This is a genomic window from Streptomyces zhaozhouensis, assembly GCF_900230195.1.
Taxonomy (GTDB): Bacteria; Actinomycetota; Actinomycetes; order Streptomycetales; family Streptomycetaceae; genus Streptomyces; species Streptomyces zhaozhouensis.
Genome location: NZ_OCNE01000003.1, coordinates 103,710 through 126,780 on the forward strand (window position 1 = coordinate 103,710; position 23,071 = coordinate 126,780).

Sequence of the window (23,071 nt, forward strand, 5' to 3'; positions counted from 1 at the left end):
AGCGGGCCACTCCCGGTACGTCAACCCGGCGTACCGACATCTGGCCTCCCCCAGGATGACGGCGCGCCGCCTCTCCTACTCCTCAGGGTGGACAAGGTCCGCGGGGGGCCGAGGGTTTGCCCCCAGGGGTGCGCGCACCGTCACCGACCGCCCGGGAGGGCGTCACCACCGCGCGCGCACGTCACCGTGGCGCGGGGGAACGTCACCGTGGCGCGCGCGGGCCTTGCCCCGATGCGGGCGCACAGTCCGTAAGCTGTGGCCATCACAAGCACCGGGCAGCGAGGTGGACATGGCGATGATGCGGCTCCGGCGCGAGGACCCGCGAGTCGTTGGGGCCTTCCGCCTGCACCGACGGCTGGGCGCCGGCGGCATGGGAGTCGTCTATCTCGGCTCCGACCGTCGGGGGCAGCGGGTCGCACTCAAGGTGATCAGGCCCGACCTCTCGGAGGACCAGGAGTTCCGCTCCCGGTTCGCCCGCGAGGTGTCGGCGGCCCGGCGGATCAGGGGCGGCTGCACCGCCCGGCTGGTGGCGGCCGACCTGGAGGCCAGCAGGCCGTGGTTCGCCACCCAGTACGTGCCGGGGCCCTCGCTGCACGACCGGGTGCTGGAGCACGGCCCGCTGTCGGCCGCCGAGACGGCGGCGATCGGCGCCGCGCTCGCCGAGGGGCTGGTCGCGGTCCACGAGGCGGGCGTCGTGCACCGCGACCTCAAGCCGTCCAACATCCTGCTCTCCCCCAAGGGCCCCCGGATCATCGACTTCGGCATCGCCTGGTCCACCGGGGCCAGCACCCTCACCCACGTCGGGACGGCCGTCGGCTCGCCCGGCTTCCTCGCGCCCGAGCAGGTGCGCGGGCAGGGCGTGACGCCGGCCAGCGACGTCTTCTCGCTCGGCGCCACGCTGGCGTACGCGGCGCTGGGCGACTCCCCGTTCGGGCAGGGCAGTTCGGAGGTCATGCTCTACCGGGTGGTGCACGAGGAACCGCAACTCGACGGTGTGCCGGCGGCGTTGGCGCCGTTGCTGCGGACCTGTCTGGACAAGTCGCCCGAGGAGCGGCCCAGCACGATGCGGCTGTCGCTGCGGCTGAAGGAGATCGCGGCGCGGGAGGCGCGGGGCGTGCCGCAGCCGGCCCGCCGGCAGCGGGTCGCCGTCCCGGCGGCGGCGGACGCGGAGGCTCCGCAGGCGGCGGGGAGCGGCGGCGGCCGGGAACGGGGCCGTGAGCGGCCGCCGGCCCGGGCCCGCCGCCAGCCGGGGCCCTCGGCGGCGCGGCGGGCCGCGGACCAACGGCTGCTGCGGCAACGGGTGTTCGTCTTCGTCACGGTGACGCTCGTGGTGGCGCTGGGCATCACGCTCGCGCAGGGGTGTCAGGGGCCGCTCTAGGTCGGTCCGTCGTCAGCCGCCCGGCCCTGGTGGGCCGGATGAGCGCGGCGTTCCGAGACTTCGACCGCCGCCCGGTCGCCCGGGCGAGGCGGTGCGGCCGGAGGACCTGGCGGCCGGGGCCGACGCGGTGGACCGGGCGCTCGCCGAGGCCGACGCCGAGCAGATCGCCCCGCCTCCCGGACGAGCCCCGGACAGAGCCCGGGGCCGCCTTCGGCGGGGCGCCCTGGCCAGGGCCCGCCATGCGCCGGGGGTGGTGCCGCTGGTGGCGGACGAGTCGACGGCCTGCCTGGACGCGCACTACCCGCACGTCGGCTTCGAGCGCCGCGTCGCCAGGTCGCGAGAGCTGGCCCGGGGCACGGGCGCGGGCGCGGTCACGCTGATCGTCTCGCACCGCGGGACGGGGACCCGGCAGAGCACGCGGGTCCTGGACGTGGCGGAGTCGGTCGTGTCGGTCATGCCTCTGCCTCCGGCGCGGAGACGGCGGCCCGCACGGGCCGCCCGTCGAGTGGCTCCGTCATCCGCTCCAGCAGCCGGCGCCACGGTTCCTCGGGGAAGAAGCGGGCCATCTGCCGCCTGTTGCGGGCCAGTGCGGCGCGGACCTCCCCGTCGCCGGAGCGGTTGCCGGCGGTCAGCGCGACGAAGTCCCGCGCCGCCTCGGCCAGTCCCCGCTCCCCCTCCCCCACCACGGCCAGGCGGTGGTCGTCGCCGTAGACCGCGCGCAGGGCGGCGAAGCCGGTGACGGCGCACGGCACCCCGGCGACGGCGGCCAGCGCGGGGCCGAGCCCGACGCTCTCCACATCGGTGCGGTTGGGGGTGAAGAACACACCACCGCCGGTCGCCGCCGCCACCCGCAGCAGGTCGATCTCGTCCAGCCGCCAGGCGCCGCCGGCGTCCCGGTGGCTCTCCAACGGCACCCCGTCCAGGAAGGTCACCGCGTCCGCGACGCCCAGCTCGGCGGCGGCGACCCTGACCTCCGCGGCGTACTCCGGGTCCTCGGCCATGCTCCCGAAGACCAGCAGATGGGGCGCCGGTTCGCCGCGGCGGGCCGACTCCTCGCGCACGGCGCGCAGCAGCGCCAGCGAGATCTCCACCCCCTTGACCCGGAACACCCGCACCGGGGCCACCACCACCGGACGTTCCGGCGGGACGCCGATCCCCCGCAGGAACGCCAGGTGCCGTGCGTCGAGCCCGCCCTCGGGGATCGTCGGCAGCACGTTGGGCACCACCGTCGGGACCGCCGAGGTGGGGTAGCCGGCGGCCTCCTTGGCCAGGTCGTCGGAGACCACGGCCCACAGGTGGCCGGGCTCGCCCCCGGGCAGCGGGGTGACCTCGCCGGGCGCCACGGGGTAGACGCGGGCGCCGTGTTCCCGGACGGCGTAGCTGCCGAAGAGGTCGTGGTCCCAGAAGAGCACCCCGCCGGGGCGGCGCCCCGGGCCCCAGCGTCCGGCGGCGGCCCGGTGCAGGGCGAGGGTGACGGGGACGGCGTCGGAGAGTGTCATGTTGAGCGCCCACACCCAGTCGACGTCCTCCTCGGCGAACCAGTCGCGGAAGTACGCCTCGTAGGGTTCCGCCACGGCCTCGATCCGGGCGTCGAGCGCGGCCCGCCAGTCGGGGCCCCGCCCGGTGGGCGCGGCCACCTCCTCGCGCAGCGCGAGGAGTTCGGCGGCGAGGCCGTCGGAGGCCGCCGGGGTGTCCTTCCGCACCCGGAGAAAGTCCGGATAACGGGAGTCGGGAAGTCCCCTGGGATAGCAGGCGGGTTTGTCGGGGCGCCAGGAATAACCGAGGTCGGCGGTGATCGGGGACTCGACGACGCCCATTTCCCGCCCGAGATGGACCACGTTCCGCAACACTGTCAACAGTCCGCTGACGGGAAGCCCGTCACCGGATACCACGGCGATCCTCATCTGTCACCCGTTCTGACCTGACGCGCACCGCGCGGGCTGTCCCGGGGCACCGGGAGTAGAGAAGCGCGGTGTCGGTGGGCGCGTTACGGCACGCCGCCGGAACGCGTGGGGAACGCGCGCCGTGCGCGCCCCGAAACTCATCATGCGCCACCCGTCATGGCCGCGCCAGAGGCCAACCCCCTTGTGAGAGCGCACAGTTGACAGCGAGCGCGGCGGTGTGCGGGGGCCCGCACGCGAGGTGTGCAACCGTTGGCTTTCGGCGGTCGCACGCCCCCACGCGGCCCTTGCCCGCCCCGGGCGCGAACAGGGTGGAAAGGGCGCGCGCTCCCCTGGGCGCGCCTCGGAGAAATCGGGCGGAGTTCCCCGCCGCGCCGTCGTGGAACTGTCGCGCGGGCATCGGGAATACGGCTTTCCCGACCCGTTCGAAGTTTCTGGACCGCGTTCCCGGCGAGGGACGGGTTCTGCCGCATGTCCCGACGCGTTCCACCGGACGGAGCGAGTCCGATCGCCGCGCTGCCGCGTTCCACGACGACCGGTGCGACGGGTCGGCGCCGCGGTGCCCACCACCGTGGCCTCGGTGGACTGCCTCGACCTGGCCGCCCTCGACGTCGCGACGCTGAGCGAGCCGCGCTTCCGGATCGGCGACGCCGCGCTGTCCACGGTGCGGCCCGCGCTCCTCGGCTCCCCCGACGCGCCCTGTCTGCGGCTGGACCCGCCCTCCACGCGGGCGCTGCCGGGGGACCGCCGCGCCGCGTCGGCGCTCGCCTCCGGGCCGGTACCGGCGGCGCTGGACGCCGGCGACCCGCCGCTGCCGGACGACTACCGCGCGGTGCACGGCCGGGGGCCGTCCCGGCCGCGCCACGACGGCACCGACCGGTGGCTGCGCCGCCGCACCACGACCCGCGACCCGCGTCCCACCCGGGGCGGACGGAGTAGCGCCGACGGCCGGGCCGTCACCCCGAGGGTCGTTCCCTGACCGCCCGCCCGGCCGCCGCGCCGGCCGGCTCGCCGGGTCCGACGGGCCGGTCCTGGCCAGGCGGCCGGGTGGCGTAGAACGCGACGGCGGAGGCGGCGGCCACGTTCAGGGAGTCCACCCCCGCGTCCATCGGGATGCGGACATGCGTGTCCACGGCGGCCAGGGTGCGCCGGGTGAGCCCGTCGCCCTCGGTCCCGAAGACCAGGGCCAGCCGGGGGTGGCGTCGCGCCGCGAGCGTGTCCAGGGTGACGGCCCGCTCGCTCAGACAGAGCGCGGCGACCGCGAACCCGGCGGAGCGCAGCAGCCCCACCTCCGAGGGCCACTCCGCCAACCGCGCCCACGGGACCCGGAAGACCCCGCCCATCGACACCTTCACCGCGCGCCGGTAGAGCGGGTCCGCGCAGCGCGGGGTCAGCAGCACCGCGTCGATGCCGAGGGCGGCGGCGTTGCGGAAGGCCGCGCCCAGGTTGGCGTGGTCGACGATGTCCTCGAAGACGGCGACCCGCCGGGCGCCCGTCAGCAGCGTGCCCGCCTCCGGCAGCGGCAGCCGGCCCATCGCGGCCAGGGCGCCCCGGTGCACGTGGTAGCCGGTGACGGACTCGGCCAGCTCGGGGCTGACCACGAGGACGGGGGCCTCGGTGCGGGCGATCAGGTCGCCCATCACCTCGACCCAGCGCGGCGTGAGCAGCATCGAGCGCATCGGGTGGCCGGCGTCCAGCGCGCGGCGGATGACCTTCTCCCCCTCCGCCATGAACAGGCCCTCGGCCGGTTCCACGCGGCGGCGCAGCGCCACGTCGGTCAGCCCGGCGTAGTCGGCGAGCCGGGGGTCGGCCGGGTCCTCGACGGGGGTCAACCGCGCCGCCACGTCGGGCGCGTTCACGGGACGGCCACCACGTCGCCGACCACGACGACGGCCGGCGGACGGATACCGGCCTCGGCGATCCGTTCCGCCACGGTGGCCAGGGTGGCGTCCGCGCGGCGCTCGGCGGGGGTGGTGCCCTCCTGGATCACCGCGACGGGCGTCTCCGGGTCCCGGCCGTGGGCGAGCAGCGTCGCGGCGATGGCGGCCATCCGTTCCACGGCCATCAGCAGCACCAGCGTGCCGCGCAGCCGGGCCAGCGCCGGCCAGTCGACGAGCGAACGCGGGTCGTCCGGCGCCAGGTGGCCGCTGACCACGGTGAACTCGTGTGCCACCCCCCGGTGGGTGACGGGCACCCCGGCGGCGGCGGGGACCGAGACGGCGCTGGTGACGCCCGGCACCACGGTGAAGGGCACGCCGGCCTCGGCCAGCGCCTGGGCCTCCTCCCGGCCGCGGCCGAAGACGTAGGGGTCGCCGCCCTTGAGCCGCACCACGGCTCTGCCGGCCTTCGCGTGGGCGACGAGCGCGGCGTTGATCGCCTCCTGCGCCATGGCGCGGCCGTAGGGGATCTTGGCGGCGTCGATCACCTCGACGGAGGGCGGGAGTTCGTCGAGCAGGTCGCGCGGGCCGAGCCGGTCGGCGATCACCACGTCCGCCTCGGCCAGCAGCCGGCGGCCGCGGACCGTGATCAGGTCGGGGTCGCCTGGCCCGCCGCCGACCAGCGCGACGCCCGGCGCCCGGTCGCGGTGCCGGGGCGCGGCGAGGGTGCCCTCGCGCAGCCCCTCCACGACGGCGTCGCGGACGGCGGCGGAGCGGCGGGGGTCGCGGCCGGTGAGCACGGCGACGGTGACGCCGTCGCTGCGTCCGGTCGCGGGGGTCCAGGCGGTGGCGGCCTCGGCGTCGTCGCTGCGGACCGACCAGACGCGGAGCCGTTCCGCCTCGGCGGAGGCGGCGGCGTTGACCTCCGGGTCGTCGGTGGCGATCAGCAGGTACCAGGCGCCCTCGACGTCGCCGGCACGGTAGCCGCGCCGTTCCCAGCGCAGCGCGCCTGCCTCGGCCATGGCCTCGACGGACGGGGTCGTCTCGGGGGCGACGAGGGTGACGTCGGCGCCGGCGGCGAGCAGCGCCGGCAGCCGCCGCTGGGCGACGGCGCCGCCGCCGAGAACCAGCACACGGCGGCCGGCGAGGCGCAGCCCGACGGGGTAGGCGGGGTGGTCAGACATCGAAGGTGAGGGCTCCTTGACGCGGGGCGGCGCCCGGACGGCTGCGGGCCGGGCGCGGGGAACGGGGGCGCGGGGCGCCGGTGCTCCGCCGGGTCAGCTTACGGGGCGGGCGGCGGCGCCCGGCGGACGGCCGGTTCGGCGGTGGTCAGCCGCCCGACCAGTGGAAGCGGCGTTCCGGGCGGCCGGTGGCGCCGTAGCGCAGGGAGACCCCGGCGCGGCCGGTGCTGACCCAGTACTCCAGGTAGCGGCGGGCGCTGGCGCGGGAGAGCCCGCTGCGTTCCGCGCACTCGGTGGCCGACAGGTCGCCCCCTGCCTCCGTCAGCGCGCGGCGGACGAGGGCCGCGGACTCGCGGCTGAGGCCCTTGGGCAGCCGGGAGACGGCGGCCGCGCCGAAGACCCGGTCCACGTCGTCCTGGCCCGGCGCGTCGAGCGCCGCCAACTGGCCCCGGCGGCGCGCGTAGTCGCGCAGGCGCTCCTGGAGCACGGGGCCGTCGAACGGCTTGATGAGGTAGTGCACCGCGCCGCCGCGCAGCGCGCCGCGCACGGAGTCGACCTCGCGGGCCGCCGTCACCACCAGCACGTCGGGCTCGGCGCCCGCGGTGTCGTCGGCGGCGCGCAGCCTGCGCAGCACCTCGAGCCCGGAGAGGTCGGGCAGATAGAGGTCGAGCAGTACCAGGTCGGGGCGGAGCCGCGCGACCGCGCTGAGGGCCTCGGCGCCGGTGTGCGCCTCGCCCGCCGCGGTGAAGCCGGGCGTCCGTTCCACCAGCTTGCGGTGGAGCCGCGCCACCATGAAGTCGTCGTCCACGACCAGCACGCTGATCATCGGTCCCGTTCCCCTTCTCCCGCCGTTCCGGGGCGTGCGGCCGGGCCGTCCCAGGGGAGCCCGGCGGTGAACTCGGCGCCCGACACGGTCACCCCGCCGCCCCGCCGGGCGCACACCAGCCGGGTGATGGCCAGGCCGAGGCCGCGCCCGGCCGCGTCCCCTGCGGGCTTGGTGGTGAACCCCTGCCGGAAGACCTCGTCGACCAGGTCGGGCGGGACGCCCGGCCCCGAGTCGGTGACCCGCAGGGTCACCTCGCTGCGGTCGGCGGCGCCGCCAACCGTGATCTCGACCTCCACCCAGGGGTCGGGGCGGCCGCGCACCGCGTCCAGCGCGTTGTCCACGAGGTTTCCGGTGACGGTGACGAGGTCGGCGGAGAGCGTCTCGGGCACCGGGCCGAGGCTGCTGCGCTCGGTGACGCGGAGCGCGGCGCCCTGCTCGGCGGCCAGGCTGGACTTGGCGATGAGCAGCGCGGCGAGGGAGGGGTCGGCGACGCGGGTGAGCACCTCGGAGGTCCGTTCCGCGTGCGCGCCGCTGACCCCGCGCACATAGCGGGTCACCTCGGGGAACTCGCCCAGCTCGACCAGCCCGGCGATGACATGGAGGTGGTTGGAGAACTGGTGAGCCTGGGCCCGCAGGGTGTCGGTGACACTGCGGGTCGCCGCCAACTGCTGCTGGAGGGAGGCCAGTTCGGTCAGGTCCCGCATCGTGGTCACCGAGCCGGCCGACTGGCCGCGGGTGACCAGTGGCCTGCGGTTGAGGGTGAGCACCCGTTCACCGGTAAAGACCACCTGGTCGTGACCACTGGTCCGGCCGGTCAGCACGTCGTGCAGCCCGGCCTCCACGGGCAGTTCGGCCAGGGCCCGCCCGTCGGCGTCGGCGGGCAGCCGCAGCAGCGCGCGGGCGCTGTCGTTGGCCAGGGATATCCGGCCCTGCCCGTCCAGGCCGAGGACGCCCTCCCTGATGCCGTGGAGCATGGCCTCGCGGTGCTCCACCAGGCTGGTGATCTCGCCCGGCTCCAGGCCGAGCGTCTGCCGCTTGATGCGGCGGGCCAGCAGCACCGAGCCGGCGGCGCCCAGCAGGCTGGCGACCGAGACGTAGAGCGCGAGGTCGGGCACGGCGGCGGTGACGCGTTCGCTCGGGCTCGGCGCCTCGCTGGCGACGACGACGGCCCCCAACTGACGGCCGTCCTCGGCGAAGACGGGAACGTGGGCGGCGACCGAGGTGCGTTCCTCGGTGGTCGTGGTGCCCGTCCAGGAGCGGCCCCGGAAGACCGGGCTGTCCTCGGGCACGACGCCGGTGCCCACCCGGCGCGGGTCGGCCGAGGTCAGCACCCGCCGGTCGAGGCCGGCGATCTCCACGGAGGAGGCGCCGGAGACGCCCCTGGCGTGCTCGGCCGTGGCCTCCAGGATGCCCCGCCTGGCCACGTCGGTGAGGCCCACGCGCACGGCCTCCTGGGAGGCGACGGACTCGGCCACGCCCAGCAGCCGCCCGCTCTCGCTGCGCCGCAGGTCGCGGTCGGCCTGGGCGATGGAGACGGCCGCGACGACGACCAGCACGACGACGATCAGGCCGAGTTGGAGCACGAGGAACCGTCCGGCGAGGGTGAGCCTGGGCAGCCCGGGTGCGCGTCCGCGCATCGCCCCTCCCCTTCCGCCGGGCGCTCCCCCGCCGGCGGCGCGAGGGGAACGTCCCGTGAGCACAACGACCACAACCAGCGCAACCGTCAACAACGCGCACGGCTGCTGACAGCGCCCGACGGCGCCACCACGATGAGCCGTCATGTTCACCAAGCGACCTGACCCGCGCCGGCGAACGCTGGGCAGGGTAGCCTACGCGGCCGTCGTCTCCGTCCTGGTCTCGCTCGCGGTCTGGGACGCCGGTGGCGGCGACTCCGGCGGCGGCGCCAGGACCCATCTGACCCTGATGGCGCCGGCCGCGCCCGGCGGCGGCTGGGACCTGGCGGCCCGCGAGTCCCAGCAGGCGCTGCGCGGCGCGGGGGTCGTCAACAGCGTCGAGGTGGTCAACGTGCCGGGCGCGGCCGGCACCATCGGGCTGAGCCAGATCGCGCAGCGCTCCGGCGAGGGCTCGCTGATGATGATCACCGGCGCGGTGATGGTCGGCGGGATCGAGCTGTCGGGGAACGGCACCACGTTCGACGACGTGACGCCGATCGCCCGGCTCGCCGACGACTACGGCGCCGTGGTGGTGCCGGCCGACTCCCCGTACCGGACGCTGGACGACCTGGTGGAGGCGTGGCGCCGGGACCCGCACGGGACGGCCATCGGCGGCGGCTCCATCGGCGGCACCGACCACCTGATCGCGGGGCTGCTGGCGCGGGAGGCCGGCATCGACCCGGAGCAGCTCAACTACATCGCCTATCCGGGCGGCGGCGAGGTGACCACCTCGCTGCTCTCGCACACGGTCGTCGCCGGCGTCAGCGGCTACAACGACTTCTCCGACCAGATCGAGGCCGGCCGGATGCGGGCGCTGGCCCTCTCGGCCGACGCCCCCGTCGACGGCATCGACGTGCCCACGTTCGTCGAGCAGGGCTACGACGTCTCGCTGCCCAACTGGCGCGGGCTGCTCGCCCCTCCGGGGGTGGGCGAGGAGCAGCGCGCCGAACTGGAGGAGATCGCGACCGAGTTGGCGCGCTCCCCGGAGTGGGAGGACACGTTGGAACGCAACCGGTGGGCGGACAGCTTCATGGTCGGCGAGGAGTTCGAGGCGTTCCTCGCCGACGAGACCGGTCGCGTGCACGAGATCATCGAGGAGTTGGGACTGTGAGCGGCACCGTGGAGCAGGGCGCGAGGGGGCTGGACGACGAGCCGCCGGAGCCGGTTTTGCCGGGCGGCGCCGAGGCGTCGGCGGGCCGGGGCGACTGGGCCGTCGTCGTCCTGCTGCTGGCGCTTGGCGCGTTTCTCGCGCACGGCACGGCCACGATGGACGTGCCGGAGAACTCCGGCTCGCCCGGCCCCCGTTTCGTGCCCGTCATCGTCACCGTGCTGACCTTCGTGCTGGCCGCGCTGATGGCCGCCCAGGTGGCGCGCGCGACGCGGGGCGCGCGGGCCGCGTCCGAGCCCCGGCCGGCCCCGGCCGGCGAGGGGACGGACTGGCGCGCGGTGGGCGTCGTGGTGGTGTCGTTCCTGGCGTTCACGGCGCTGCTGTCGCCGCTCGGCTGGCTGCTCTCGGCGGCGCTGCTGTTCTGGGGAACGGGATACGCGTTGGGCGGCAGACGCCCGCTCTTCGACGCGGGGGTCGCGCTGTCGGTCTCGGCCGCGTTCCAGCTGGCGTTCTCCGCCGGCCTCGGGCTGGCGCTGCCGGCCGGCGTGCTGGAGGGGGCCTTCTGATGGACACCTTCTCGCTGCTGGGTGACGGGTTCGCGCAGGCGCTGACGCCGCTGAACCTGCTGCTGCTCCTCGTCGGCGCGGTGCTGGGCACCGCCGTCGGCGTGCTGCCCGGTCTCGGCTCGGCGATGGCGGTGGCGCTGCTGCTGCCGGTGACGTTCGGCCTCGACCCGACGGGGGCGTTCATCATGTTCGCCGGCGTCTACTACGGCGGGCTGTTCGGCGACTCCACGGCCGGCATCCTGCTCAACACGCCGGGGAACAGCTCGGCGATCGCCGGGTCCATCGAGGGGCACCGGATGGCGTTGGCCGGCCGGGCGCCGCAGGCGCTGGCGACCGCGGCGATCGGGGCCTTCACCGGTGGGCTGATCGCCACCACGCTGATGGTCTTCTTCGCGCCCCGACTGGTCGACTGGGCGGCGCTGTTCGGCCCGGCCGAGTACTTCGCGCTGGCGGTCTTCGCCTTCGCCGCGACGGCCACCATCGTCGCCGACTCCCCCGTGAAGGGCTGCGTCTCGCTCGCCATCGGACTGTCGCTGGCGCTGGTCGGCGTCGACCCGACCTCGGGCGCGACGCGCTTCACGCTGGAGCAGACGCAGTTGTTCGACGGCATCGCGATCGTGGTGATCACCGTCGGTCTGCTGGCGCTGGGCGAGGTGCTGCACGTCGCCGCGCGGGGGCGGGAGGGCGCGGTCACGGCGCCGGCCGTCGTCGGGCGGCCCTGGCTCTCCCGCGCCGACCTCAGGCTGGCCTGGCCGGCGTGGCTGCGGGGCACCGGCTTCGGCGTCCCGTTCGGCGTCATCCCGGTCGGCGGCTCGGAGATGCCGACGTTCCTCGCCTACAGCGCCGAGCGGCGGCTGGACCGGCGGCGCGCGCGGCCCCGGTTCGGGCGCGGGGCGATCCAGGGCGTGGCCGGCCCCGAGGCGGCCGGCAGCGCCACGGCGGGCAGCGCCATGGGCGCGCTGCTGGCGCTCGGCCTGCCGACCTCGGCCACGGCGGCGATCATGCTGGCCGGGTTCCAGCAGTACGGGATGCAGCCGGGGCCGCTGCTCTTCGAACGGAACGCCGACCTGGTGTGGACGCTGCTGGCCTCGCTCTTCCTGGGCATCGTGGTGCTGCTGGTGCTCAACCTGCCGTTCGCCCCGCTGTGGGCGAAGCTGCTGCTGATCCCCCGCCACCACCTGTACGCCGGCATCACCGTCTGCTGCGGCCTGGGCGTCTACGCGACGGGCGCCTCGACGTTCGACCTGGTGCTGGTCCTGGCGATCGGGCTGCTGGGGCTGCTGATGCGCCGCCACGGGCTGCCGCTGGCGCCGGTGCTGATCGGCGTCATCCTCGGCCCGCTGGCCGAGACGGAGTTGCGGCGCGCGCTGGCGGTCAGCGAGGGCGACGTGACCGCGCTCTTCGACAGCGGGATCACCCGCGCGCTCTACGGGCTGCTGCTGGCCGGGCTGGTGCTGGCCGTGGTGACCCGGCTGCGGGCACGGGCACGGGAGCGCGCGGTGGACGAGCCCGTGGGGTGAGGGCGCCTTCCGCCGGGGGCCGGCGGTGGGGGCAGGATGGGCGGATGACATGGCGCGGGCGGGGAACGGCCGCGGCCCGGGTGGCCGGGGTCCTGGTGACCCTGGCCACGGTCGCGGGGTGTCTCGCCGGCCCAGAACCCGGCGCCGCGCTGCGGGTGATGGTGCCCAACACGGCGGGCAGCGGCTACGACGTCACCGGCCGCACGCTGGTCGTCAGCCTGCGGGAGGCCGGGATCACCGACGCCGAGGCGTTCAACCTCACCGGCGGCTCGGGGACGGTGGCGCTCTCCCGGCTGCTGCACGAGCGGGGCAACGACCGGCTGGTGCTGCTGATGGGCCTGGGCCTGGTCGGCAGCGCGCAGGCCACGCCGCGGGCGCCGGGCGTCGGCGACGCGGAGCCGCTGGCACGGCTGGTGGAGGAGCCGGAGGCGCTGATCGTCCCCACCGACTCCCCGCTGGTCTCGGTGGAGGCGCTGCTCGCCGGCTGGGAGGCCGGCGACCTCACCACCGGGATCGGCTCCCATGTCGGCGGCCCCGACCACCTGGCGTGGCGCGAGGCCGCGCGGGCCGCCGGGCTCGCCCCCGAGGCGGGCCCGGTGGCCCGCTACGACGGCGGCGGGGCGCTGCTCGGCGCGCTGCTGAACGGCGACGTGGACGCCATCATGACCGGCGTCAGCGAGTACCGGCACGCGCTGGCGGCGGGCGAGCTGCGGGTGCTGGCGGTCACGGGCGCCGAACGGGTTCCGGGGCTGGAGGCGCCGACGTTCCGGGAGTTGGGCTACGCGTGGGAGTTCGTCAACTGGCGCGGGCTGCTCGCTCCCCCGGGGCTGACGGACAGCCAACGCGAGGGGCTGCTCGACGCGCTGGACGCGCTGCACGCGAGCGAGGAGTGGCAGACGGCGCTGCGGGAGAACGGGTGGCGCGACGCCTATCTCACGGGCGAGCCGTTCGCCCGCTTTCTGGACGAGGAGAACGAGAGGGCCTCCCGGCAGGCCGCCGACGACGACCGTCCCGGCCGGACCGGGTGACGCGTCGTCCGGCGGCCCGCCGGCGCTACGTGGGTGGCGGGGCGCGGACGACGACGGAGCGGCACCGGCCGGCTGGGGGCCGCCCGCGAGGCCGGCCGGGGGCTAGTTCTTGTCGGTGACGCCCGCCGAGTCGAAGGTGGCCACCTGCCGCATCGCGCGGGCCACGCTCTGCACCACCGGCAGCGCCAGCAGCGCGCCGCTGCCCTCGCCGAGACGCAGATCGAGATCGATCATCGGGCGCAGGCCGAGCGCCGTGAGCGCGGCCTGGTGGCCGGGCTCGGAGCTGCGGTGGCCCGCGACGCAGACCGAGACCGCCTCCGGCGCGATCGCGCGGGCCGCCAGCGCGGCGGCGCCGGCGCTCACGCCGTCCAGCAGCACCGGGACGCGCTGCGCCGCGCCGCCCAGGATCAGGCCGGCCAGCGCCGCGTGTTCGAGCCCGCCGACGGCGGCCAGCACGCCCAACGGGTCGCCCGGGTCCGGCTGGTGGAGTTGGAGCGCCCGGCGGACGACGTCCACCTTGCGGGCGTGGGTCTCGTCGTCCACCCCGCTGCCGCGCCCGGTGACCTCGGCGGCCTCGGCACCCGTGAACGCGGCGACCAGCGCCGCCGCGGGCGTCGTGTTGGCGACGCCCATCTCGCCGGTGAGCAGCGCGAGGTTGCCGGCCGACACCAGGTCGCGGGCGATCTCGATGCCGATCTCGACGGCGCGCAGCGCCTCGTCGCGGGTCATCGCGGGGCCGATGCTGAGGTCGTTGGTGCCGGGCCTGACCCGGCGCGGGATCAGCCCCTGCATCGTCGGCAGCTCGTCCCTGACGCCCACGTCGATGACGCAGACCTCCGCGCCGACCTGCGCGGCGAAGGCGTTGCAGACCGCTCCCCCGCCGAGGAAGTTGGCCACCATCTGGCCGGTGACCTCCTGCGGCCACGGGGTGACGCCCTGGGCGTGGACGCCGTGGTCGGCGGCGAAGATCGCCAGGGCCGCCGGCTCGGGGACGGGCGGCGGGCAGCTCCGGGAGAGGCCGCACAGCTGCGCCGAGATGACCTCCAGCGCGCCGAGCGAGCCGGCCGGCTTGGTCATCCGCTTCTGGCGTTCCCACGCCTCGCCGAGCGCCTGGGCGTCCAGCGGGCGGATCTCGGCCAGCGTCTCGCTCAGCAGGTCGTGCGGCTCGGCGCCGGGCAGGGCGCGGCGGCCGTAGGACTCCTCGTGGACGACCCAGGACAGCGGCCGGCGGTGGGTCCATCCGCCCTGGCCCTGCTCGGCCTCCTCGGGGAAGGTGTCGACATAGCCGACGCACAGGTAGGCGACGACCTCCAGGTGCTCGGGCAGGCCGAGGGTGTGGACGAGTTCGCGCTCGTCGAAGAACCCGATCCAGCCGACGCCCAGGCCCTCGGCGCGGGCGGCGAGCCAGAGGTTCTCGACGGCGAGCGCGGAGGAGTAGGGCGTGGTCTGCGGCTGCGGGTGCCAGCCGTAGGTGTTGCGGCCGCCACGGGTGGGATCCGCGGTCACCACGATGTTGACCGGGGTGTCCCGGATGGCGTCCACGCTGAGCTGCCGGTACTGCCGGGCCCTGGCCCGGCTCAGGGACTTGGCGTAGGAGTCGCGCTGGCGACGGGCCAGCTCGTGGATGGTGGCGCGGGTCTCCGCGGACTTGATGAGCACGAAGTCCCAGGGCTGGGCGGGGCCGACGCTGGGCGCGCTGTGGGCGGCCTCCAGCACGCGCAGCAGCACCTCCGGCGGGACCGGGTCCTGACGGAAGCCGTGGTGGACGTCGCGGCGGTCGCGCATCAGGCGGTGCACGGCGTCCCGTTCGGACTCGGGGTACCCGCCGGCGGGCCGCTCGTCGGTCCCGGCCGGCTCGGCCGTCCCGTCCTGCTCGGCAGGCTGGTTCCGGGGCGGGGCGGTGACCACGACGGTCTCGGCCTCGGCCGGCACGGGCTGCGCAGGCACGGGCGCGGCGGGGGCGTCCCCCGACGCCTCGACCGGCTCCGGCTCGGGGGCGGGCTCCGCGACGTCGGCCTGCTCGGCCGGAACCTCGACCGACTCGGGCGCGGCAACGGCCGACGCCACGGCGGGCTCCGGCTCCGTCGCGGAGGGCGCGGCCGGGGCCTCCTCGACCGGGGCGCTCTCGGCCGGGGCCTCCTCGGCCGGCGTCTGCGGGGCCGGTGCGGGCTCGGCCGTCCCGGGCCGCGCGGCAGCGGGCTCCGGCCGGACGGGCGCGGACGTCGCCTCCCCCTCGGCGGCGGGAACCTCCCGCACGGCGACGGCCTCGGGCTCCGGCGCGGCGGGCTCGACGGCCGGAACGGGCTCGACGGGCTCCTCGGACGCGACGGGCTCCTCGGCCACCGGCCGCTGCGCCGCCTCGGGCGCCGCCTCCGCGACCGGCTCGGCGACGGGCTCCGCCGCCGGCTCCGCCGGCACCGCGTCCGCCGCTGACGGCTCGTCGGCACGGGTCATCGGAACGTCCAGGTACTCCGGCTCCGTGGGGTGCGGGCCGGGGCCCGCCACCGGGCGGACGTTCTGCCGGGGCAGTGGCGCCGGCGGGACCGGCTGCGCGGCCGCCGACTCGCCCCAGGCGGCGGCGCTGCCGGGCATCAGCAGGTCCTCCTCCTCGGCCTCCTCGTCGTCGGCCACCGGGACATGCCCCGCGACGGGCTGCCCCTGGTACGGGTAGGCGGCGGGAGTGGAAGGCTCCAACCCGCCCGGCTGCTCCGGCTGTTCCCGCTCGGGAATCTCACCCGGGGCGTCCGTCATGCGTCCACCTCGCCCATCGCACGTGCTCCTTCCGTTGCCACATGCCGGACCAAGCGGGACGAAACCGCACGGTCGGCCGATGGCACAACGGTCGATCAGCCTACCCGGGATGGGAGCGCGACCGGCCGCGGGGTGGGCGACTGGCCCCGGATGATCCGCTTTTGTCAGGTCACCGACGACAACAGGCGCGCGGCGAGCAGAAAGACAACGCTCCGCCCTCGTTCCGACCAGTCCTGGGCGGCGAGTTCCACGGACTGGAGCAGCGTGCACTCCACCGCGTAGCCGGCGCCGGTGAGCACCCGTCCGGCCTCCTCGGCCTGGTCGCGGTTGATGGCGTGGGTGACGAGCCGTTGGGGCCTGCGGTCGGCGCAGGCGACCAGCACCCGTTGACCGCCGCCGCCCACCCGGATCAGGTCCGGCTGCGGCAGGTCGCTCAGCACCTGCGGCGCCGCGCCCCGCACGCAGCTGACCTGGACGCCGACGCGGCGGGCCGTGGCCTCGGCGAGGGCGGCGGCGTTCGGGTCGCGGTCCACGGCGATGGCCGCCGCGCCCAGCCGGGCGGCCTCGATCGCGGTGAGTCCGTCGCCGCTGCCCACGTCCCACAGCAGGTCGCCGAAGCGCGGGCCGAGCGCGGCGAGTTCGAGGGCGCGCAGCCGGCGGTCCCGTCCCGCGCCCTCGGCGTCGGGGGCGGGCACCGGCTGGCCGTAGTCGGCCGGGGGCAGGCCCCAGCCGCGCGGGCCCTCGGGAACGTCGCCGGTGGCGAGCCCGGCGAGCCAGCTGCTGGTGCTGGAGTGGGGGACGTTGCCGCCGATCACGATGACCACGTTGGGGTCGCGCCAGCGGTGCTGGGGGACGCGGTCGGAGGTGAGGACGGAGACCCGTTCGGCGTCGGTGCCCAGCGACTCGCAGATCACGAAGGTGCGTTGCTCGGGCCCGAGGAGCAGCGCGATCTCGGTGGGGCCTGCGTCGGGCGAGGTGAGGACGGCGACCTTCGGGTGGGCCCGGCAGACGTTGACCGCGCGGCGCAGCGTGCGCTCGCCGGCGACGACGATCCTGGCGTCGTCCCACGGCATCCCGGCGCGGGCGAAGGCGGCGGCGACGGCCGACACGGCGGGCACGACCTCGACCTCCAGGCCGTGGGCCGGGGCGCGCAGCGCGCGGACCACGCCGAAGAAGCCGGGGTCGCCGTCGGCGAGCACGACGGCGGTGCCCCGGTGCGCGGCGATCCGTTCGGCGGCGAGGGGAAGGCTGCCCAGCACGACGCGCTCGGCGTGCGGGGGGATGCCCGGCAGTGCGAGGTGGCGGGGCGCTCCGGCCACCAGGGTCGCCGCCCTGAGGGCGGTCACGGCGGCCGGGGCGAGTGGCGACCCGTCCCATCCGATCACGGTGACGCGGTCGGCCATGGTCAGGGGTCTCCTGCGGGGCGAGCGTTGGGTGGACGGCAGTTGAGCCTACCCCGCCCGTCAGCCCTCGGTCGTCGCGTCCCCCGCGTCGCCCAGGTCCTCGACGTCCTCCGGCAGCAGGCCCCAGACGATCAGGTCGGTGCGGATGTCGGCCCAGCCGCCGTCCTCGGTGCGGGAGCGCACTATCAGCGCGTTGCGCAGCACTCCCTCGCTGATGCAGCCGATCTTCTGCGCGACCTGCTGGGAGGCGGTGTTGCCGGCGGCGGTGCGGAGTTCGAGCCGTTCGAACTTCTGGTCGCGGAAGAGCCACTGGGCGACCGCCAGCACCGCCTCGGCCGCGTAGCCCTCTCCCCTGGCCCAGGGCGCCACCACGTAGCCGACCTCGGTGCTCAGCGTGCGCCAGTCGGTGTTCATCAGGTGGACGCTGCCCACCAGCCGGTGGGTGAGGTACTCGACGACGGCCAGCACGATGCCCCGGCCCCCGACGCGTTCCGCGGGGGCTCTTCGGGTGATCCAGTCGTACGCCTCGCGCCGGGTGTAGGGGATGGGCGCCGTGGTCCAGGCGACGCTCAGCTCGTCGCTCATCATCGCGGCCAGCTCGGGCGCGTCGGCCTCCTCGAACGGGCGGAGCGTCAGGCGTTCTGTGCTGAGGGAGATGTCGGGGAAGGTGGGTGTCATACGTCGCTCCATCGCCTGGCCTGGGATTCACGCCAAGCATGGCGCATCCCGTCTCGCGCCCGGCCCTCGGGCCCCGGCTGTGTGTCGCCGCAAAACGGGGTCCTCCCGGGCCGCCGCCCTCTACCCTGCTGCGGAGGACGAGCCCCCGGAGGTCCCACGGTGGTCCAAGGAGCCCTGACGCCCGACCAGTTGGGCCTGCTCCACGGTGCGGGCAGCGAACGTTCCTGGGCACGCGGGGAGGTGGTGGTCAGCGAGGGCGCCCCGGCGCGGGACGTGATCCTCGTCGAGTCGGGGCTGGTGAAGGTGACGTCGGTGTCGGCCAACGGCTACACCAGCGTGCTCGCCGTGCGCGGTCCTGGGGAGCTGCTGGGCGAGCTGTCCTGTCTGGACGGCGGGCCGCGTTCGGCGACGGTGACGGCGCTGGGCGCGGTGCGCGGCACGGTGGTTCCCGGCGAGCGGTTCCGGCGGCTGCTGGCGGCGCACGGGACGCTGGCGCTCGCGGTGCTGCGCAGCGTCGCCGTGCGGCTGCGCGACTCCGACCGGCTGCGGGCCGAACACGGCGCCTATCCGGCGGGGGTGCGGGTGGCCGGGGTGCTGTGGGAGATGGCCGTGCGGCACGGGAGGAGGGTGGACGAGCCGCGGGGCGCGCTGGCGGTGCGGGTGACGCAGCAGGAGTTGGCGGGCGCGGCCGGAACGTCCCGGGAGTCCCTGGTGCGGGCGCTGGGCGAGTTGGCGGCCGAGGGACTGATCGTCCGCCGCCGGGGCCAGACGCTGGTGGTGGACCTGGAGGGGCTGCGGGAGTGGCGCCGGGACTGAACGTGTCGGCCCCGACGCGTCATCTGACGCTGTGCGGACGGGCGTCGAGCGGTTTGCTGGGGTCGAGCGGGCGGGCCGGTCGACGACGGGGGGCGGCCCGCCTCGCTCACGAAGGGGGTGTCAGGACGATCACGAGGGGAAGTCCATGCCGGTCAAGTACACGTACCACACGATCGTGGTCCTCGATGTCGAGGGCTTCGGGCGGCGGCCCAACACCGTGCAGTCGTGGCTGCGGGAGCGGCTGCGGGAGCTGTGGGAGGACGCGCTGGGGGGCGCCGGGATCGACTGGGAGGCGGGACCGGCGCCCGTCGACCGGGGAGACGGCTGCTTTCTGCTGCTGCCCGGGACGGTGCCCAAGGAGGATGTCACCGGTCCCTTCGTGGAGCGGTTGCGGCACGGCCTGATCGCCCACGCGCGGACCAGCGGCGAGGCGGGCCGGCTGCGGCTGCGGCTGGCGCTGCACGGCGGCGAGGTCGGCCACGACGGCCACGGCTGGGTGGGCGCCGACCTCAACACCGCCTGCCGCATGGTGGACCACCAGCCGCTGCGGGACGCGTTGGCCTCGGTGCCGGGGGCGGAGCTGGTGGTCGCGGTCTCGGACGAGTGGCACCGCAAGGTGATCAGCCACGCGCATCCGGGGATCGACGCGCGGGAGTACCGGCCGGTGCGGTTCGACGCCAAGGAGATCTCCGGCGAGACGGTCTGGGTGCGGGTCCCCGGGCACGCGTGGTCCCCGCCGGCGGCGCCGGTGGGGGCGGACGACCCCCGCGCGGACTGGGCGCGGCGCGAGCGGGCGGCGAGGGAACCGGCCGAGCCGGAGTCCCGGGGCGTCCGCATCGAGAACAACTCCGGCATCGGCTTTGTCCACAGCATCGCGGAAGGCGGGATAGGCGTGATGCACGGGTCGGTCCACCAGGTGTTCGGCGAGCGCGCGGCGCGGCCGCCGGGGCGGGACGAGGAGCGGCTGGCGCGGGAACTGGAGGCGCTGCGCGGGCTGTTGAAGGAGGCCCTGGAGCGCAGGGACATCGACGACGGCACCTACCGGGACGCCGCGCACGAGCTGGACACGGCCGAGGGGTGCGCGGAGGCGGGGGACCGGGAGAGCCGGGGGACGCTCACCCGCGCGCTGGTGAAGCTCGGCGCGCTGGTCGCGGGCGTCGCGTCGGTCGCCGAGCCGGTGAGGCAACTGATCGAGACACTGCGGGGTGGAGAGTGAACGGACCGGTGATCACGGACAACAGCGGCATCGGCGCCCTCAACGGGGACATCACCGAGGGCGGCGTCGGCGTGCTCCACGGCGACCAGTACGTCAACCAGTACGTGCTGGACCCGTCGGCCTCGCCGGAGCAGATCTTCGCGGAGGGGATGCGCTGCCTGGCCGCCGGGCTGCGGGATCGGGCCAGGAAGTTGGTGGAGGACGCGATCGGCAGGGGCCACCCGCACTCCCGCGAGCTGTTCTACGGCTGGGCGCTGACGATCATCAGTCGGCGCTCCCCCGAGGACCTCACGGACGAGGAGTGGCACCCGTTACGCACGGCCCTCAGCGGGGTGCGGCGCTCCGCCTCCGAGGCGTCGGACGGGCCGGCGGACGAGGGCGGGTACACGGAGGCGGCGGCGCTGGTCGACGACCTGCTGACGGCGGCCATCACCCCGCGCGACGCGGGTGGTTCGGGGGAGGCGGGCGGGACACCGGCCGCGGTGTTCGAGCTGCGGATGGCCGCGCTGCCGCCGGCGCGGCGGGCCGACATGGCCGACCATCTGCGCAAGGTGTGGGAGCGGGTCGAGCAGTCGGTGCTCAGCTCCGTGGAGTCGGCGGAGATCGACGCGAGCCTGACGCCCGAGGCCAGCGGTGTGCGGGCGGCGCGCCTTCCGCTGTTCTTCACTCCCGATCCGCTGCCGCTGGTGGAGCCGCCGCCGGTCAAGGACTCGGCGCTGCCGGGCGACCGGGCGGGCGCGGCCACCGTGCTCGGGATCGCCGGCGCGTTCTTCGTGGCCGGCCTGGTGCTGGTCCTCTCGGAACTGGGCGATCTCACCGCGTCCGTGCTGGTCATCCTGGCGATCTTCGCGAGCCCCGCGGTGGCGCTGCTGTCCGTCGGCGGGCAGGGCGAGTTGCGCAGGCGGGCGCGCCAGCGCCGCCGGCCGCCGTGGCTGCGGGAGGGGCGGCCGGTGTCGCCCGAGAAGGCGCGGCGCAGGGAGCTGTTCGAGCAGGCGTCGGGGGCGGCGCGGCAGACGGGGGAAGCGCTCGCCTTCCACGCCTTCCGCGCCCGGCTGGCGGCGCTGGCCGCCGCCCGCTTCGCCGAGGCGCGGCCGGCGGGTGGTCCCGATCCCGACGGCTGGCAGTTCGCCACGGCCCATCTCAGGTCCGAGCTGGTCGAGAGACTGTCGGTGCGCTACTGGCGGACCGGGCAGCCCGAGGGGCTGGACTGGCTGCTCCAGCTGCGGGCCCGGCAGGCGGCGGCGCACAGCGGGAACCTCCCCCCGGCGCCGCCCCCGGCCTACCAGCAGTGGGCCTGGGCGCGCGCGGGTCTGGTCCTGCTCGCCGTGGCGCTCGCGGTGCCGGTGCTGCCGCTGGCCCTGGCCTCGCCGTCGATGGCGTTCCTGGTGCTCGGGCTGTGGGGGGCGTCCCTGTGGACGGCGCTCGCCGTGGGTGTCCGGCTGGTCGAGGTGGGCATGGTGGCCCGGGAGTCGGCCGACTTCGCCGACGAGCGGCGGGCCCACGCCGAGTGGGGCGCCTTCCTGCGGGCCAACAGGCCGGCCGACGAGCTGGTGGGGCGGTGGATCGACCTGGAGCAGCGCGCGCTGCTGAGGGACGTGCTGCGGGAGCACCGGATGCGGCGCCACGGCATCCTCTTCACGTTCTCCGTGCTGGAGCCGGCGCCCGGCTGTGTGCGGGCCAAGGTGCCGAACGGGCCGCCGCGCTACTCGCGTTACGGCCTGAAGCTGTTCGTGCTGACCACGGCGGGCGTGTGGGTCTGCACCTGGGAGATCGACGCGGCGACGGCGGTGCACGACGGGCGCAGGGACTTCGTCTTCCGCTTCGACTCGATCAGCTCGGTGGTGCTCCAGACCGCCGCGGCCCGGGCCGGCACGACCGGTCTGGGCGCGGCGTCCGAGACCCGGGTCCGGGCCGGGGAGGTGCTGCGTCTGGTGCTGAACAACCAGGAGGACCTGGAGGTGCGGATCGAGGACCACCACCAGCTGGTGACGGCCGGCGCCGACCTCGGCCGGCTGCGGGAGGTCGCGCTGGAGACGTCGGGGATCACGGCCGGGTTCCGGGTGCTGGCCGCGCTGGCCACCGAGGGCGAGGGGTGGTTCGACGTGCGGCGCGCGCAGTCGCGCCAGGCGTTCCTCGACGGGGACGGCGCGGAGGCGGGCCGCCGCCCCCGCGCGGAGGCGGGGGCGGCGGCCCGGGAGGCGTCGGGCAACGGCGCGCGTCAGGCGCCCGGGGCGCCGAAGGCCGGGATGACGGAACCCTCGTAGGTGTCCTCGATGAACTGCCGCACCTCGTCGGAGTTCAGCAGTTCGGCCAGTCGCTCGACCCGGGGGTCGTCCTCGTTGCCCGCCCTGACGGCCAGGAAGTTGGCGTACGGGTTGCCCTCGGCCTCCTCCAGGATCAGCGCGTCCTCGGCGGGGGCCAGGTCGGCCTCCAGCGCGTAGTTGCCGTTGATCACGGCGGCGTCGAAGTCCTCCAGGGCGCGCGGCAGGGAGGCGGCCTCCAGCTCCTGGAAGGTGATGCCGTTGTCCTCGGTGACGTCCGCCGGGGTGGCCTCGGCGCCGACGCCCTCGGCGAGTTCGATGACGCCCTCGGAGGCGAGCAGGTGCAGCGCGCGGCCGCCGTTGGTGACGTCGTTGGGGATGGCGACCGTGGCCCCCTCCCCCAGCTCGTCGACGCCGGCCAGTTCGCTGGAGTAGAGGCCGAGCGGCTCCAGGTGGACGTTGGCCACCGGTGCGATGTCGGTGCCCTGCTGGGCGTTGAAGTCGTCCAGGTAGGGCTGGTGCTGGAAGAAGTTGGCGTCCACGTCGCCGTCGTTGACCAGGGTGTTGGGGGTCACGTAGTCGGTGACCTCCCGGATGTCCAGGTCGAGCCCGGCCTCCTCGGCCAGGTTGTCGCGGACGAACTCCAGGATCGCGGCGTGCGGGACGGGGTTGGCCGCCACGCTCAGCGGCTGCGACGGGTCGGCGTTGGCGCCGTCGCCCGAGCCGCCGGTGTCCGGGTCGGAGTCCGTGCCGCAGGCCGTCAGGGCCAGGGCGAGGGCGGTGGTGGCGGCGAGAACGGCGCCGTGCCTGAGGTGGGTACGCACGAAGAGTGCCTTTCGCTTGCGGGTGGTGACAGGGTCCGGGAGTCGTCCCGGGGTCTGGGGGCCG

Annotated in this window: 18 protein-coding genes; 9 read left to right on the forward strand and 9 right to left on the reverse strand. The window is 75.8% G+C overall.

What is annotated here, in order from left to right; genetic code table 11:
* Positions 1–283 precede the first annotated feature (283 nt).
* Complete coding sequence (locus CRP51_RS06330) at positions 284–1,378, forward strand: serine/threonine-protein kinase (protein WP_097230019.1); 1,095 nt, start codon at positions 284–286, stop codon at positions 1,376–1,378.
* A 452-nt stretch (positions 1,379–1,830) separates the two neighbouring features.
* Here the strand turns inward: CRP51_RS06330 and CRP51_RS06335 are convergent, their stop codons facing one another.
* Positions 1,831–3,282: a glycosyltransferase family protein gene (locus tag CRP51_RS06335; protein ID WP_141514553.1), complete on the reverse strand. Its 1,452-nt coding sequence runs from the start codon at positions 3,280–3,282 to the stop codon at positions 1,831–1,833.
* A 556-nt stretch (positions 3,283–3,838) separates the two neighbouring features.
* Between CRP51_RS06335 and CRP51_RS06340 the strand changes: the two genes are divergently transcribed.
* Positions 3,839–4,258, forward strand: coding sequence for a Fe(II)-2OG oxygenase family protein (locus CRP51_RS06340; RefSeq protein ID WP_141514554.1), 420 nt, complete (start codon positions 3,839–3,841; stop codon positions 4,256–4,258).
* Here the strand turns inward: CRP51_RS06340 and CRP51_RS06345 are convergent.
* The 4 genes from CRP51_RS06345 to CRP51_RS06360 form a co-directional block, all read right to left on the reverse strand.
* Entirely contained in the window at positions 4,236–5,138 is a 903-nt protein-coding gene (locus CRP51_RS06345) for a TrmH family RNA methyltransferase (protein ID WP_245880406.1), read from the reverse strand. The genes CRP51_RS06340 and CRP51_RS06345 overlap by 23 nt on opposite strands.
* Complete coding sequence (gene cobA / locus CRP51_RS06350) at positions 5,135–6,340, reverse strand: uroporphyrinogen-III C-methyltransferase (RefSeq protein WP_097230022.1); 1,206 nt, start codon at positions 6,338–6,340, stop codon at positions 5,135–5,137. Before cobA ends, CRP51_RS06345 begins: the two co-directional genes overlap by 4 nt.
* Positions 6,341–6,485: 145 nt before the next feature.
* Positions 6,486–7,163 (reverse strand): response regulator transcription factor, encoded by a 678-nt coding sequence (locus tag CRP51_RS06355; protein WP_097230023.1) that lies wholly within the window; start codon positions 7,161–7,163, stop codon positions 6,486–6,488.
* Positions 7,160–8,800 carry a sensor histidine kinase gene (locus tag CRP51_RS06360; protein WP_097230024.1) on the reverse strand — a complete coding sequence of 547 codons (1,641 nt, stop codon included), beginning with the start codon at positions 8,798–8,800 and terminating at the stop codon, positions 7,160–7,162. Before CRP51_RS06360 ends, CRP51_RS06355 begins: the two co-directional genes overlap by 4 nt.
* A gap of 142 nt (positions 8,801–8,942) precedes the next feature.
* Between CRP51_RS06360 and CRP51_RS06365 the strand changes: the two genes are divergently transcribed.
* Genes CRP51_RS06365 through CRP51_RS06380 form a run of 4 tightly spaced genes read left to right on the forward strand, consistent with a single transcriptional unit; the run spans position 8,943 to position 13,058 of the window.
* Positions 8,943–9,947: a Bug family tripartite tricarboxylate transporter substrate binding protein gene (locus CRP51_RS06365; RefSeq protein ID WP_097230025.1), complete on the forward strand. Its 1,005-nt coding sequence runs from the start codon at positions 8,943–8,945 to the stop codon at positions 9,945–9,947.
* On the forward strand, positions 9,944–10,510 hold the full coding sequence (locus tag CRP51_RS06370; RefSeq protein ID WP_212615846.1) for a tripartite tricarboxylate transporter TctB family protein: 567 nt from the start codon (positions 9,944–9,946) through the stop codon (positions 10,508–10,510). The genes CRP51_RS06365 and CRP51_RS06370 overlap by 4 nt, the downstream gene beginning before the upstream one ends.
* Positions 10,510–12,030: a tripartite tricarboxylate transporter permease gene (locus tag CRP51_RS06375; protein WP_097230026.1), complete on the forward strand. Its 1,521-nt coding sequence runs from the start codon at positions 10,510–10,512 to the stop codon at positions 12,028–12,030. Before CRP51_RS06370 ends, CRP51_RS06375 begins: the two co-directional genes overlap by 1 nt.
* Before the next feature lie 44 nt (positions 12,031–12,074).
* On the forward strand, positions 12,075–13,058 hold the full coding sequence (locus CRP51_RS06380; RefSeq protein WP_097230027.1) for a Bug family tripartite tricarboxylate transporter substrate binding protein: 984 nt from the start codon (positions 12,075–12,077) through the stop codon (positions 13,056–13,058).
* A gap of 102 nt (positions 13,059–13,160) precedes the next feature.
* Here the strand turns inward: CRP51_RS06380 and cobT are convergent, their stop codons facing one another.
* The 3 genes from cobT to CRP51_RS06390 form a co-directional block, all read right to left on the reverse strand.
* Positions 13,161–15,809 (reverse strand): nicotinate-nucleotide--dimethylbenzimidazole phosphoribosyltransferase, encoded by a 2,649-nt coding sequence (gene cobT, locus CRP51_RS06385; RefSeq protein ID WP_245880407.1) that lies wholly within the window; start codon positions 15,807–15,809, stop codon positions 13,161–13,163.
* 164 nt (positions 15,810–15,973) lie between these two features.
* On the reverse strand, positions 15,974–17,212 hold the full coding sequence (gene cbiE / locus CRP51_RS29330; RefSeq protein ID WP_245880408.1) for a precorrin-6y C5,15-methyltransferase (decarboxylating) subunit CbiE: 1,239 nt from the start codon (positions 17,210–17,212) through the stop codon (positions 15,974–15,976).
* 60 nt (positions 17,213–17,272) lie between these two features.
* Positions 17,273–17,890, reverse strand: coding sequence for a GNAT family N-acetyltransferase (locus tag CRP51_RS06390; RefSeq protein WP_097230028.1), 618 nt, complete (start codon positions 17,888–17,890; stop codon positions 17,273–17,275).
* A 159-nt stretch (positions 17,891–18,049) separates the two neighbouring features.
* Here CRP51_RS06390 and CRP51_RS28740 point away from each other — a divergent pair, with 159 nt between their 5' ends.
* The 3 genes from CRP51_RS28740 to CRP51_RS06410 all read left to right on the forward strand — a co-directional run bounded on the left by CRP51_RS28740 (position 18,050) and on the right by CRP51_RS06410 (position 22,186).
* Positions 18,050–18,706, forward strand: coding sequence for a Crp/Fnr family transcriptional regulator (locus CRP51_RS28740; protein ID WP_170970449.1), 657 nt, complete (start codon positions 18,050–18,052; stop codon positions 18,704–18,706).
* Positions 18,707–18,851: 145 nt separating this feature from the next.
* Positions 18,852–19,922: a hypothetical protein gene (locus CRP51_RS06405; RefSeq protein WP_097230029.1), complete on the forward strand. Its 1,071-nt coding sequence runs from the start codon at positions 18,852–18,854 to the stop codon at positions 19,920–19,922.
* Positions 19,919–22,186, forward strand: coding sequence for a hypothetical protein (locus CRP51_RS06410; RefSeq protein WP_097230030.1), 2,268 nt, complete (start codon positions 19,919–19,921; stop codon positions 22,184–22,186). The genes CRP51_RS06405 and CRP51_RS06410 overlap by 4 nt, the downstream gene beginning before the upstream one ends.
* Here CRP51_RS06410 and CRP51_RS06415 read toward each other — a convergent pair.
* Positions 22,141–23,007, reverse strand: coding sequence for a MetQ/NlpA family ABC transporter substrate-binding protein (locus tag CRP51_RS06415; protein WP_097230031.1), 867 nt, complete (start codon positions 23,005–23,007; stop codon positions 22,141–22,143). The two genes, CRP51_RS06410 and CRP51_RS06415, sit on opposite strands and share 46 nt — an antisense overlap.
* Positions 23,008–23,071: the final 64 nt, after the last annotated feature.